Annotated in this window: 13 protein-coding genes and 1 pseudogene; 13 read left to right on the top strand and 1 reads right to left on the bottom strand. The window is 61.1% G+C overall.

Annotated elements, in window-relative coordinates; genetic code table 11:
* Positions 1-307 precede the first annotated feature (307 nt).
* From D8767_RS18430 to D8767_RS18370, 13 genes and pseudogenes are all read left to right on the top strand, one after another.
* Positions 308-895: a tail assembly protein gene (locus D8767_RS18430; RefSeq protein ID WP_060709063.1), complete on the top strand. Its 588-nt coding sequence runs from the start codon at positions 308-310 to the stop codon at positions 893-895.
* A gap of 56 nt (positions 896-951) precedes the next feature.
* Positions 952-3406, top strand: a pseudogene (locus D8767_RS29705) (host specificity protein J); the annotation flags it as partial.
* A gap of 884 nt (positions 3407-4290) precedes the next feature.
* Positions 4291-7059, top strand: a complete 2769-nt coding sequence (locus D8767_RS29700; RefSeq protein WP_372237806.1) for a DUF1983 domain-containing protein — start codon at positions 4291-4293, stop codon at positions 7057-7059.
* Positions 7059-8114, top strand: coding sequence for a hypothetical protein (locus D8767_RS18415; protein WP_122048349.1), 1056 nt, complete (start codon positions 7059-7061; stop codon positions 8112-8114). The genes D8767_RS29700 and D8767_RS18415 overlap by 1 nt, the downstream gene beginning before the upstream one ends.
* A 9-nt stretch (positions 8115-8123) precedes the next feature.
* Complete coding sequence (locus D8767_RS18410; protein WP_028699393.1) at positions 8124-8699, top strand: hypothetical protein; 576 nt, start codon at positions 8124-8126, stop codon at positions 8697-8699.
* Between the two features lie 2 nt (positions 8700-8701).
* Positions 8702-9253: a tail fiber assembly protein gene (locus D8767_RS18405; RefSeq protein ID WP_122048348.1), complete on the top strand. Its 552-nt coding sequence runs from the start codon at positions 8702-8704 to the stop codon at positions 9251-9253.
* Between the two features lie 62 nt (positions 9254-9315).
* Complete coding sequence (locus tag D8767_RS18400; RefSeq protein WP_121757627.1) at positions 9316-9546, top strand: hypothetical protein; 231 nt, start codon at positions 9316-9318, stop codon at positions 9544-9546.
* A gap of 60 nt (positions 9547-9606) precedes the next feature.
* Positions 9607-10233 (top strand): glycoside hydrolase family 19 protein, encoded by a 627-nt coding sequence (locus D8767_RS18395; protein ID WP_121757628.1) that lies wholly within the window; start codon positions 9607-9609, stop codon positions 10231-10233.
* On the top strand, positions 10230-10742 hold the full coding sequence (locus D8767_RS18390; protein WP_121757629.1) for a DUF2514 family protein: 513 nt from the start codon (positions 10230-10232) through the stop codon (positions 10740-10742). Before D8767_RS18395 ends, D8767_RS18390 begins: the two co-directional genes overlap by 4 nt.
* A gap of 41 nt (positions 10743-10783) precedes the next feature.
* Positions 10784-10996 (top strand): hypothetical protein, encoded by a 213-nt coding sequence (locus D8767_RS18385; RefSeq protein WP_121757630.1) that lies wholly within the window; start codon positions 10784-10786, stop codon positions 10994-10996.
* 24 nt (positions 10997-11020) lie between these two features.
* Positions 11021-11227, top strand: a complete 207-nt coding sequence (locus D8767_RS18380) for a hypothetical protein (protein ID WP_121757631.1) — start codon at positions 11021-11023, stop codon at positions 11225-11227.
* A 119-nt stretch (positions 11228-11346) separates the two neighbouring features.
* Positions 11347-11655 (top strand): hypothetical protein, encoded by a 309-nt coding sequence (locus tag D8767_RS18375; RefSeq protein ID WP_121757632.1) that lies wholly within the window; start codon positions 11347-11349, stop codon positions 11653-11655.
* Positions 11645-11848: a hypothetical protein gene (locus D8767_RS18370; protein WP_121757633.1), complete on the top strand. Its 204-nt coding sequence runs from the start codon at positions 11645-11647 to the stop codon at positions 11846-11848. The genes D8767_RS18375 and D8767_RS18370 overlap by 11 nt, the downstream gene beginning before the upstream one ends.
* 12 nt (positions 11849-11860) lie before the next feature.
* Here the strand turns inward: D8767_RS18370 and D8767_RS18365 are convergent, their stop codons facing one another.
* Positions 11861-13039, bottom strand: a complete 1179-nt coding sequence (locus tag D8767_RS18365; protein WP_121757634.1) for a tyrosine-type recombinase/integrase — start codon at positions 13037-13039, stop codon at positions 11861-11863.
* Between the last annotated feature and the right edge of the window lie 323 nt (positions 13040-13362).

The following is a 13362-nucleotide window of genomic DNA, read 5'->3' as shown; positions in this document are numbered from 1 at the left end:
GCGCGGTAACGAAGAAAAACCCAAAACAGTATGCTTTGTGCGTTTTCCCTAAGTGGCAGGCTGCCAGGACGGAGTCCTCAATGGTGGAAACCGAAAACGGTTACCGCCTATGGGTGTCGAATAGCAGCATGGCAGACGAGCTTCTTGATATCACCAAAACGTCGACCGGCAGTTCAGTTGCTCTTCGACAGCGCATGCCTTGGTCGGCCATGCCGGGTCGTTCCGCTGTGGAGCGCGCCGTCAGGTCATGTCTTTGATTGATCACCACAAACCGCCCTAGGGCGGTTTTTTAATGCCTGGAGGAAGCATGGCAACCACAGCAGCCAGTTATCAACCAATGACCATTATCAAGCTATCCGGATCCTTGGCGCAGAAGTTCGGGCGAACTCATCGTCGACAGCTTGACAGCGGCGAGGCCTGGGAGGCCTTCAAGGCTCTGAAGGCTACGTTACACGGATTCGAGGAGGAAATTAGACGGCTTGATGGGTTGGGATTGCGCTTCGCCATCTTCCGTAACCGAAAGAACATTGGCCTGGACGAAATGAACCTGCGCGGCACTCAGGAGGTTCGTGTAGTGCCGGTTGTCCACGGCAGCAAGCGCGGTGGAGTTCTTCAAACCATCATTGGCATTGCTTTGATGGTATCTGCCATATGGCTGGGCCCATCCGCATTTTATGCTGGCCTTTCCATGACGCTTGGTGGAGTGGTTCAGATGCTCAGCCCGCAGGCCCAAGGTTTGTCTCAGAGCGCTGCCACTGAGAACTTACCAAGTTACGCCTTCGGCAGCGCTAAGAACACCACCGCCAGCGGTAACCCTGTCCCGATCTGTATCGGCGAGCGCCGTTGGGGTGGCGCGATCATCTCTGCCTCCATTGAGGCACAGGACAAGGCCTAGGGCCGATTCAGCGTACAGACCGCCTCCGGGCGGTTTTTTGTTGCCCGGAGGAAAGCATGGGCCCGACAGATCACCTGGACATCACCGGCGGCAAGGGTGGTGGGAGCAAACCGAAGACGCCCGTCGAGGCCCCTGACAGCCTGCAGTCGACGAACATCGCAAAGATCCTGTTGGCCGTGGGCGAGGGCGAGTTCGACGGCACACCGACCGATCGTGATATCTACCTCGACAATACGCCGATCATGGACGCCAGCGGCAACGTGAACTTCCCGGGTGTGAAGTGGGAGTGGCGCCCTGGCTCCGTTGAGCAGGACTATATCCAGGGCATTCCGTCGGTGGAGAGCGAGACCACCGTCAACGTCGAACTGCGCAGCGACAACCCGTTCACCCGGGCGCTGAGCAACATCCAGCTGTCGGCCGTGCGCGTGCGTATGTCCTGGCCGCGCCTGGCCCAGCAGGACAGCAGCGGCAACACCAATGGCTACCGCATCGAGTACGCCATCGACATTGCCACCGATGGCGGGGCGTACGTCGAGGCTCACCTGGGGGCGGTGGACGGCAAAACTACAAACGGGTACCAGCGCTCGGTGCGGGTGAATTTGCCGGCGGCAGCGTCCGGTTGGATGATGCGTGTGCGTCGAATCACCCCGAATGCCAACAGCGGCACTGTGGCCGACACGATGACCATTGCCGGCTACACCGAGATCATCGACGAGAAGCTGCGCTACCCAAACACGGCTCTGCTCTACATCGAGTTCGACGCGCAACAGTTCCAGAACATCCCGGCCGTGACGGTAAAGTGCAAGGCCAAGCGCTGGCCCGTGCCGACCAACTACGACCCAGTGACACGCACCTACACCGGAGTGTGGGATGGCACCTTCAAACAGGCCTGGACCAACAACCCGGCGTTCGCCACCTATGGCATCTGCGTGGAAGACCGCTTTGGCCTGGGCAAGCGCATCAAGTCGTGGATGGTCGACAAGTGGGAGATGTACCGCATCGCCCAGTACTGTGACCAGCTGGTGCCGAACGGTGTAGGCGGGCAGGAGCCGCGCTACCTGTGCGACATGAACCTGCAGGGCCGCGCCGAGGCCTGGACCCTGCTGCGCGATCTGTCGGCCATTTACCGGGGCATGGTGTACTGGGCTCACGGCTCGTTGTTCATGCAAGCAGACATGCCGCGCGCGCAGGACATCGACTACGTGTTCACGCGGGCCAACGTAATTGACGGCGAGTTCGTGTACGGCGGCGCCGAGCGCAATACGCACTACAGCCGGGCCCTGGTCAGCTACGACAACCCGGCCAACAACTACGACACCGACGTTATCCCTGTCACCGACTTGGCGCTGCAGCTCCGGTACCGCGACCGACCCATCGAGATCTCGGCCATCGGTTGCACCCGTGCATCCGAAGCTCAGCGTCGCGGCAAGTGGGCACTGTTGAGCAACAGCCAGGACCGCACCGTCACATTCAAGACTGGTATGGAAGGCCGCATCCCGCTGCCTGGCTACGTCATCCCTGTGGCTGACGAGCTGGTGGCAGGACGCCCGAATGGTGGCCGGATCTCGGCGGCAGCTGGCCGTGTAGTCACCCTTGATCGCGATACGCCGATCAAGGCCGGCGATCGCCTGATTTTGAATCTGCCGAACGGCACCGCCCAGGCACGCACGGTACAGTCCGTCGCCGGTCGCGCAGTGACGGTTACCACCGCGTATGGCGTTCAGCCTGAGCCCGAGCTGCAGTGGGCGATTGACTACGACGACTTGGCGGTCCAGCTGTTCCGAGTTTTGAAGACCACACGCACCCAGGAAGGCGAGTACGAGATCACCGCGCTTGAGTTCAATCCGAGCAAGTTCGCGGCGATCGACACCGGGGCCAAGCTGGACGAGCGCCCGATCAGCGTCATCCCGGTCACCACCGTGCAGCTGCCGGCCAGCGTGACCTTGACCTCGGCCTATGCCGTGGACCAGGGTATCGCGGTCAGCACCATGACCATCTCCTGGCCTGCAGTGCAGGGTGCCGTGGCCTATGACGTCGAGTGGCGTAAAGACAACGGCAACTGGGTTCGTGTGCAGCGCACCGGTGCCGCATCTGTAGACGTCGTGGGTATCTACGGCGGCGCCTACTTGGCCCGAGTGCGGGCAGTTAGCTCTTTCGATATTACTTCGACTTGGCGCGACTCCACGCTCACTCAGTTGAAAGGTAAGGAGGGGTTGCCGCCCGCCGTTGCATACCTCACTACGACGCCCCTGGTATACGGAACTGCCCTGTCTTGGGGTTTCCCAGCCGGCGCCGAGGACACTGAACGCACCGAAATTTGGCAGAGCGCGACCACCAGCCGCGACGGCGCTATCAAGCTTGGTGACTTTGCCTACCCTCAGGCAGAGCACGAGATCCACGGCTTGGCCGCTGGCGTTTCGTTCTTCTACTGGGCGCGCTTGGTGGATCGCTCTGGAAATATCGGCCCCTGGTACCCGGCAGGCGTTGGCGTAAACGGACAGTCCAGCAGCAACCAATCCGAATACGAGGAGTACTTCAAGGACAAGATCAGCAATGGCGCGCTGTATCCCGCTCTGCGGGAAGAGATCTCCCTGATCTCTGGCCCGCCTACCCAGACAGGCTCCGTCGCCCAGCGTCTTGCTGCTGAGGCAGTGGCTCGTGCGCAGGCCATCGCGGCAGAGGTCGTGGACCGCAACCAGGCGATTGCCGCCGAAACCCAGGCGCGGACCCAGGCTATCAGCGACGAAGCCGCAGCGCGCGCGCAGGGCCTGCTGTCCGAGGCCCAGGCGCGCGGGGCGGCGATCACCAGTGAGGCGCAGGCCCGGCAGTCAGCCGATGACTCGCTTACCCAGAAGATCGAGACCGTAACGGCTTCGGCCGGCAACAACGCTGCCGCTATCCAGGCGGAGGCGACAACCCGGGCCAATGCTGACTCGGCACTGAGTCAGAGCCTCGCCACTGTGGCCGCTAACACGGCATCGAACACCGCAGCGATCGGCAACGAGACCACGGCGCGGACCACCGCGGACACCGCTCTGGCCGCACAGATCGCTACCCTGCGTGCCGAGTCTGGCGGGTTCGATTCCGCGCTCAACTATGGCTTTGCCTCGACTGTTGAGGGATGGACCGGTACGCGCTGTACGCTGGCCGTCGAGAACGGCCGGCTCATCGTTACCAATGACGGGACCGGTGCGGCGTATCTGGGCTCTCCGGTGGTGTCACTCAAAGGGCGTGATCATGACCGAATCCGTTGCCGTATCACACGGCGTGCGGGTTCGGGGTGGAATGGCCAGGTCACTTACGTTACCGCCAACCATGCTTCATCGACGTCCTACCGCAAAGTGATCCCGGATCCGGGCCTGGCGGTTGGGCAGACCGTGGTGCTTGAGTGGGACATGTCGCAGCTCACCAACGGCGGCAGCGACTGGACGGATAGCACGGTCACCAGATTTTACCTGTGGATCAGCTCCGGCACGACCGACGTGTTCGAGATCGACTGGATTGCCGTCGGCCAGATCGCGCCGTCGGCATCGGTGGCGTCGGTGGTGGACGAGCGCACTGCCCGGATCAGTGGTGATGAGGCGAATGCTTCGGCTGTCACCGCGCTGGGCAGCAGCCTGACCACTACCAACCAGAATGTCACCGCTGCCCAGCAGGCCGCTCAGGACGCGGCCACGCTGGCGGGAGGCAAAGGCAAGGTACTGGTGCAGGCGACGGCGCCGGCCGTGGCGGACCGCCTGGCGCAAAACCTGTGGATCGACACCACCGGCAATGCCAACACCCCGAAACGGTGGAATGGCACTGCCTGGGTGGCTGTGACGGACAAGGTGGCAACGGATGCCGCTGCGGCTGCGCAGTCGGCACTCTCGCAGTTGGCTGGCAAGGCGGACGCTTCGGCACTGCAGGCCCTCAGCACGACGGTCAGCAATCAGGGCAACACCTTGTTGAGCCAGGGCAGCAGCATCACCGAGCTCAACAACAGCCTGCAGACCACCAACGGCAACGTGGCTACGGCTCAGCAGGCCGCTCAGGCTGCGGCAAGTCTGGCCGGCAGCAAGGGCAAGGTGCTGTATCAGTCGGCTGCGCCGGCGGTGGCTGACCGTCAGGCCGAGAACCTGTGGATCGATACCAGTGGGGCGGCGAACACGCCGAAGCGCTGGACTGGGTCTGCCTGGGTTGCGGTGACCGACAAGGTGGCCACCGATGCAGCGGCTGCTGCAGCTAGCGCACTCGCTCAAGTTGCTGCCAAAGCTGATGCCTCAGCCCTGCAGGCATTGCAAACCACCGTCACCAACCAAGGCAACACGCTGACCGCCCAGGGTACGTCGATCAACCAGATCAAGGCGTCCATCGGCCAGCAACCAGACAACCTGATCCTGCGGGGCAGTTTCGAGGATGGCCTGGTTGATCCCTGGAGCGGTGACGCCCGGATCACTAACATCTCGGCGCATCCCTCAGCCGGCAAGGGCGTTTCGTTCTATACGAACAGTTTCTGCGGTGTAGCTGCAAACGTAGTGACAGCTGGCGGCGAGCAGTTCGACCTGTCAGCAGACATCTGGCCGGCCTACATGACGGCCGGTCAAACTGCACGGTTTCAAATGCAGTTCTACGATAAGGCCGGTACCAGCCTTGGTTACGTCAATGCCTTCTCGGTGGCAGCTGCGGCAACAGGATTCAAGTCCTACTCGGGCCGCATCACTGCGCCGGCAGGGGCCGTGTCGGCACGGTTTTTAACCCGTACGGAGCCAGCGGACGGCTCTGGTCGCTCGCTGTGGTGCAACATCGTGGCGCGCCGTGTCACCGCTGCTGATACTGCCAACGCGGATGCCATCAGTACCCTTGGCGCGAGCGTCACCCAACAAGGCAACACATTGACCAGCCAGGGCCAGGCGCTGACGCAACTGCAAAGCAGCGTGGGAGGTATTGGGGGGAATGGTGCCAACCTGCTCAGTGACGAGTACAGCTGGTTGACCTCGACCGCGCTGCCGCCGATGTTCAACTCGGCGGGCGTCAGCAAGGCGGGTGTGGCGGTCGCAGCGGCTGATTCGGGGTACGGCTTCCAGATCATAGACGCGACGGCAAGCAACCACTACGTGATGCTCAGTCCGACCAGCAACACCGCCGGGTTCAATATCCGGATTGATCCTGGCACTTACCTGGTGTCGATGTGGGTCCAAGGCAGCGCGGCTGGTTCGATGCGGGTGTCCCTATATGACGGCGCGGGGCGGCCTTCAGCCAACGTCGCGTATACGACCACCCGGACTCGCTACACCTACCCGATCACGGTAACTGACAGTACCCGTGCAACGCTGACTCTGTACCCGAACCAAACGGCAGTCCCTGGTGTTGTCGTGACCATCGACTCTGTGATGGTCGAGCGGCGCATCGGGGAGAGCAATACCCCATCGCCGTTTGTTCCAGGGCCCAGTGCTCGAGCGGTCAGCGGTCAGGCTACTGCGATCAGCCAGATGGACACGGTTGTGAAGCAGCAGGGCACGGCCATAACCGCGCAAGCCAGTCGCCTGGACGGGCTGTATGTTCAGGTGAATCCGGAAATGGAGGGTGACAGCTCCGGCCTGGCCGGCGCCACGGGTGGACTGGTGGGTGTCTGGACCGAGCAATCGGCCCGGATCGAGGACGGTATTGCCATGGGACGGCAGGTAGAAACGGTCCAAGCGCAGATGGGACAGACCAATGCCTCTGTACAGCAGGTCAGTGAGGTCATGGCTGACATCAACGGAAGGGTATCGGCTCAAACCACGCTGAAGGTCGAAACGAACCAGGGCGGCCGCAAGGTCGTCTCGGGCATCGCGATCGGCAGCAATGGCGAGGAGGGCGAGATCCTACTGATGGCTCAGCGACTGGCGATCATCGACAGCCTGAATGGACAGACGATTCTGCCCTTCGTGGTAGAGGGGGGGCAGGTCTTCATCAACCAGGCAGTTATCAACCAAGCGTTCATCCAGAACATTGTGGCTGGCATGACCATCCGCTCCCAAGCGCTCAACTCGCAGGGTCTTCCGCTGCTGGAGATCAACTTCGCAGCAGGTACGTTCACGCTAAGGGGGCAGGATGCCAACGGTTCGACGCTGCTCAACAATGGCGGCCTGTACGTCTACGATGCCAGCGGCATCGAGCGAACAGCAGTGGGGAGGCTTACCTGATGGCTGATCTGTATGGGCTCCGGACGCGCGATGCGTCCGGGGCTGTGACTTTCGATACAACCATCACCCCAGTCCGATCACTAAAAATGATGCAGGTCACCGGGAATAGCGCCTTTGACCAATACATCTCGATCCCAGAGATACAGGCCGCCTCGTTCGTAGTGGTTGATGCATTGTTTGATGCAGGGGAAAACACCTACAGCCCGCAAGCGTGGTACTCGCAAGGCCAGCTGCAACTCAGGCAGGCAGAAAACCGTGCATGGCAGGTAATGATCCTCTCGCAAGGAGGTGAGCCATTTGCCGCGCCGGGCAGCTACGGGATACGGGCGCTCAACAACAACGTCCGTACTCAGATCGACGCAATCAACCGAGTGCTTACGATCCGCTACAACGGAAATTTCAACATAGGGTTTCAAGGTCCAGGCAGCGGTTCGCAGATCCAGTGGGGTGATGTGAACTTCGCCGCACCCATAACCACAAACGAGCGGCCGCTAATTTTCCTCAATGCTGCCAACTACATGATGGTGGGCAACTTCTATGTCAAAGGCAGCCCAGGCAACTGGACGGGCTTTCGCATTAAGGCATGGAACAACAACCAGGCGCATGGTGATGTCGCGCTGTATCCAATGCAGATCAAGTGGTTCTGCGCGAGCTACCTAACACCCAATACACCCGCTGGGGACTACGGCGCCTCGGTCAAGGATGCCACCGGTGCCCGTACGTTCGTCACAACCGCCAACCTTTCACTACTGAACGGCCAGCCTGCCAGTAACAGCTTCGTCCAAACGGGTGACCCGATTTCAGGTGGCGCCTATTACCACCCTAGTCAGCAGATGCCGTGGACAGGCAGCTATGACGACTACGTGCTGGCGAACGCTTTGTTCTCCTGCACCAACATTCAGCAGACCGCCCAGCCTATCCGGACCAACTACGGAGGCTTCTTGCCGGGAAATCGGTCGATTCTGCAGATGTACTGCGACAACGCCTCTGGCATCAACCCGCTCACCGCGAATGGGCGAACACTATTTGCGTCCAGGCCCATGAAGCCTCTTTAAGGAACAGACATGGCAAAGCAAGTAATCAACCTCGGGTCTTCGCCAACAGGTGCCGGCGGGGACGATCGCCGTTCGGCTTGGGTGAAGGCCAAGGCCAACTTCACCGAGCTCTACAATTGGCTATCGAACTTGTCGCAAGGCGACGATGTAGCGACTGCGCTGCCTGCTTCTTTGCCGGTGGCCAAGGGTGGCACTGGCGGCACCACTCAGGCAGCTGCACGCACAGGCCTGGGTCTTGGCAGTTCGGCAACCCTAAACACCGGCGCCGCCCAGGGAAACGTGGCTGTTGTCGGGTTTCGCGGACTTGGCATCCAAGGACTTGCTAAAGCCTCATCCGTAAACGTTGTGCTCAGCGGATTCGATGCGTACGACAACACGGTTACCGCGTACTCGCCGTCGACCTACGGCAGCATGCTGACGATGGGCTATCCGTTCGGCGATTGGGCGGGGCAATTGTTCATCAGTTGCACGCCGCAGAGCAAAGCCTGGATTCGTGGCGGCTCACAAGCCAACGCCCCTTTTTACGAGATCTACACCACCGGCAACACCACCCGTGCCGCTGACGGCACATTGAAGGCGATCTGAACATGGCAAGAGCAGCAATCAACATCCTGGGTGACGGTTCGATCATGGACATTACTTCGCTCGGCAGAGGAGACATCTCTGTAGCGCATCCCAGCCCTGGTCAGTACCTGGTGACTGGCACGCTAGGAATGTGCCCTCCGCCAGAGGGCTGGGGGTATGTGATCAACCAAGCGGACTCAGGAGCATCTGTCGCTATCTCGTTCACAGATGGCGTCCTGTTGGTCAGCGTGGCCAAGGAAGGAGAGCCGGCCGACCTGGTTCACAGCATCACCTTGCACGTATCTGTGGAAGATCTGCCAGCCCCTCAGGTTCCCGATAGCCCTGCTCCAGAACCGGTAGACCCACTGGCGCTGGCTCAGGTGGAGGCAGCTCGGCTGCGAGCAATTGCCGACGCTGCCATTGCGCCGCTGCAGGATGCTGTCGATCTGGATGACGCCACGGTGGATGAAATGCGCCGCCTCACGGCTTGGAAGCGGTACCGCGTTGCCTTGAACAGGCTACCAGAGCAGGCGGGCTGGCCAACTGAAATCGACTGGCCGGCGCTACCGGCCTGACTCACAGCAACACCTAAACCCAACCGCCACCCGGCGGTATTTTTTTGCCTGGAGAAAACCCCATGCCTTACATCGCCATCAATCTCAGCAACGCCTACGACCCTGAGAACAACACCCGCTTTGCCACTCCCGAGGAGGCTGACGCCCGCGCTCGGGCGGTCCTCAACCAGTTCCCAACTGCGCAGGTATTCACCGCCCAGGTACTGAAGGAGTACAGCGCCAAGGTTTCGATCACCGCAAAAGAACCGGCTGAGCCTGAGTCCGTGCCTGCGCCTGAAGAGCCTGCTGCATAACTCTCTGTAACCAACCCAAGCCCGCCCAGTGCGGGTTTTTTTGTGCTTGGAGAAAACCGAATGCCCATCACTGAGCAGCAGTTGCTGCAGGTTCTGCCAAAGGCCCGCACTGTAGCGGGCATTTTTTTGCCTGCGCTCAACCGCGCAATGCTGCGTTGGAAGGTCGACAGCCGCCTGCGCGCCGCTGCGTTCCTAGCTCAGATCGGCCACGAGTCTGGCCAGCTGCGCGTTCTGGTGGAGAACCTGAACTACAGTGCGGACGCCCTGGTGCGCACCTGGCCAAGTAGGTTCACCGATCAGAATGCGGCGGCATATGCCCGGCAGCCAGAGAAGATCGCCAACCGCGTTTACGGCGGACGCATGGGGAATGGCCCTGAGTCGTCGGGCGATGGCTGGCGTTATCGCGGGCGCGGGCTGATCCAGCTCACCGGGCGCGACAACTACCGTGCCGCAGGCGCCGCACTGGGCCTGCCGCTGGAGGATAAGCCGGAATTGCTCGAGCAGGCTGAGCATGCTGCGCAATCCGCTGCGTGGTGGTGGGCGAAGCACGGGCTGAACGAACTGGCTGATGCCGGACGCATTCAGGACATCGGCAGCATCATCAACACCGGCAAGCCAGGCCGCGTCCCGCATGGCGCTGCTGAGCGCAAAGCGCTTTATGACATTGCTGTGCGGGTGCTGGCATGAAGTGGCTCGGCGCGGTACCGCCCTGGTGCTGGTGGCTGATCGCCCTGGTGCTGGTAGTCGGAGGGCAGCAGTACCGCGTGGCGGTCGCTCAAGGTGAGACATCAGCCGCACGCAAAGAACTGTCCGACTACCGCCTGGAGGTCTCCGAGCGGGACCGGCGCGCAGCCGCTCAGGCCAGAACCGAAGAACAGCGCCGCCAAACCGTGGCGGACGAGGAGGGTGAGAGTGCGCGCAAGAAACTGGAACTGGCCCAAGGCCGCGCCGCTGATGCTGAGTCTGCTGCTGACGGGCTGCGCGGGGAAATCGCCCGATTGCGGGATGGCCACCGAGCCACCTGCGACACCATCACTGCCCAGCAGCGCCAGGCAGGAACCTCTGCCGTCGTGGTGCTCGGGGGATTGCTTGAAGAAGCTGACCGAATGGCGGGAGACCTCGCGACAGCGTTTGAGCGAAGCAGAATAGCTGGGTTGGCCTGTGAGGCGGTGGTTAACCGTATGAAGGCTCCGTAGCGCTGCCTATAATAATCCGTCTATCGGTACGGAGAAGGCCAATGGACAAGCGCACCTTCATTGGGCTGGTGGAGGCCGGTGAGCCACTGATCCAACAGGCAATCGATGCCACGCGGGAATACCACCAAGCCCTGGACCGCAACGCGCCGCCCGAAGAGGTCGAGCGCCTACGCCTATTGGCGGATTCGCTATACCAAGCGGTTATCGATTACCAGTTAATCCAAGCAGGGCGGGCACCGGCTACCATTCAGTGATGGCCTTCTCCGGATGGAGCACCGATGAAGTGTAAGCCGCCGATCCTTTACCCTGACCATCCCATGTACACCGACGCCGTGGACGCTATGAAGCGTTATCACGAAGCCCAGGCTTCTGGTGAGCCGGAGGAAGAGGTGGAGCGTCTGCGGCTGATTGCCGAATCGCAATTCCAGGCGGTCACCGACTACCAGCTCAAAGCGTTAGGCGGCCCTGCTGGCCCGGTTCACTGATTGGGCCCCATGTGTCGACATCATTCCTGAGCAACCACGCATAGTCCGCCGAGCGGTACTGGCGCGGTTGCTTTACCTGATGCTGAAATACTGTATCCATATACAGTATTTGGTGTAGCATGTACTTCCTCCTCGTTCGCCGCCGCGTGAATGGCGTGGCCATCCCTTCCGATCAGCTCAGGAAGATCCAGCCCCTGCGGGCTGACATCCACATCGGTGACCACCACAGTGAGCCGCTGGGCCGGGTTTCGACCCAGGCGTGGGTGTTCAACCCGTCGCCCGGGCCCGACATCATCCCGCGGCTGCACGATGCCAAGGTCAACGGCATGGCCCAGCTCGGGATGAACATCAACGGGGTCGAGGAGATCGACGGCGTGCTGTACGCGCAGTCGTGGTGGTGCCGGGCGGTAGGCGAGTATGGCAACTGACCTGCCGCCGGCCTGGGTGGCTGAACTGGACGATCAGGCCGCCCTGGTTGAAGATCCGGATGGCCGCGCAGCTGTGCTCAGTGAGATGGCCTATGCCGCGCACCGGCGGCAGGAGATCGACGAGGGTGACCTAGTGGACATGCTTGAACTGGCAGAGGCGGCCAGGCTGTGGGCGCTCCAAGGGAACGAGTGATTCGGCCACCAATCAGTCCTTTGGTGGAAGCACCATGTCGGCCCAGGCCTGCATCATGTCGCGGCGCTGCTCTATATATGTGGCGTGGTTGTACACATCACGGATGGCGCTGCTGTCGGCGTGGGCCAGCTGGCGCTCAATCCAGTCCTTGTTGTAGCCACGGCTGTTCATCTCCGTAGAAAACAGGTGACGGAAACCGTGGGGCGATTGCCGGCCTGTATACCCGCAACGGTCCAGCAGGTTTACCGCGTAGTTGATGCCGATCGGTCGTACCGCATCGGACCGGTTCGGGAACACATACTTCATACCGCCTGAGATCGGCAGCATGGAGCGCAGTATCTCCACGGCCTGGCGAGACAGCGGTACCACATGGTCGCGGCGCATCTTCATTTTGGTAGCTGGTATCGCCCAGGTCGCTGTGTCGAGGTCGATTTCCGCCCACTCGGCTTTGCGCACCTCAGCAGGCCGGCAGGCGGTGAGGATCAGCAGTTTGGTGGCGCACTGCAGCTGCAGGCCTGACTGGCTTTCCTCGATGGCCTTGATGATGGCCGACATCTCCGAGAAGGCGAGGAACGGTCGGTTTTTGTGCGGCGCCATCCTCTCGGTGACAGTGTGCATTTCCGCCGTGGGGTTGTTCTCGATCATGCCGGTGGCGATCGCATACCGAAAAACCTGACCCATCCACTGCCTGGTCTTGACGGCAGTGGTCACCGACCCGCGACGCTCAATGCGGCGAATCAGCGTGATCACATCGGACCGCTTGATCGAATCGATCTGGCGCAGGCCGAACGCCGGAAGTACATCCAGCTCCATCGCATTCGAGATGATCTTGACCGTCGATTCGGTCAGGCTTCCCTTCCTGAATTCCAGCCACTCGTCGTAGACGCGGCGGAATGTCCTCTCTTGGGCGCCAAGGCGCTCTGTCTTCTTCATCCTCCTTGATTCGCGTGGGTCTATTCCCTGCGCGACCTCTTCGCGCGCCTCGTCCCTTCGCGCACGTGCCTCCTTCAAGCCGATCTCTGGGTAGGTCCCAAGGGAAATCCTGGCCTGCTTTCCAAGCCAGGTGAACCTGAAATGCCAGCTCTTTACGCCGGTTTCGGCGATGTACAGCGTGAGCCCGAGCGAGTCCGCAAGGGTGTAGCCCTTTTCCCGGGGCTTGGCCTGCCTGGCCGCGGTGTCCGTGAGCGCCACTAGTACATTGCCTCTCGCTTTGTGTTGGATGTACTGGATGATGTACTACGTTTTTGGGATTGGGAAGGTACAGCGTGGTACGAGGCGATACGCCAATGACGCCGCATTCAGGGCGCCATGGCTGTCTATGGTATCGCTCGGTTTTCGGCGGGAATCCACTGTGGAATTCTTGAAGATTTCCACGCTGTCATAACTCTGTGTGAATCAATAATGCGCGCAGTCTACCAGCATGCCCGTTACAAGGCTTGCAGGTGTTCATGCAACCGCCCGGTGGTGCGGTCTTGACCTGCGCTATCATGCTGCCAGCTTTTTTCAGGTTGAAT

The sequence above is a fragment of the Pseudomonas sp. LTGT-11-2Z genome (assembly GCF_003691445.1).
GTDB classification, from domain to species: Bacteria; Pseudomonadota; Gammaproteobacteria; order Pseudomonadales; family Pseudomonadaceae; genus Aquipseudomonas; species Aquipseudomonas monteilii.
This window is presented reverse-complemented; position numbering and strand designations above follow the sequence as displayed.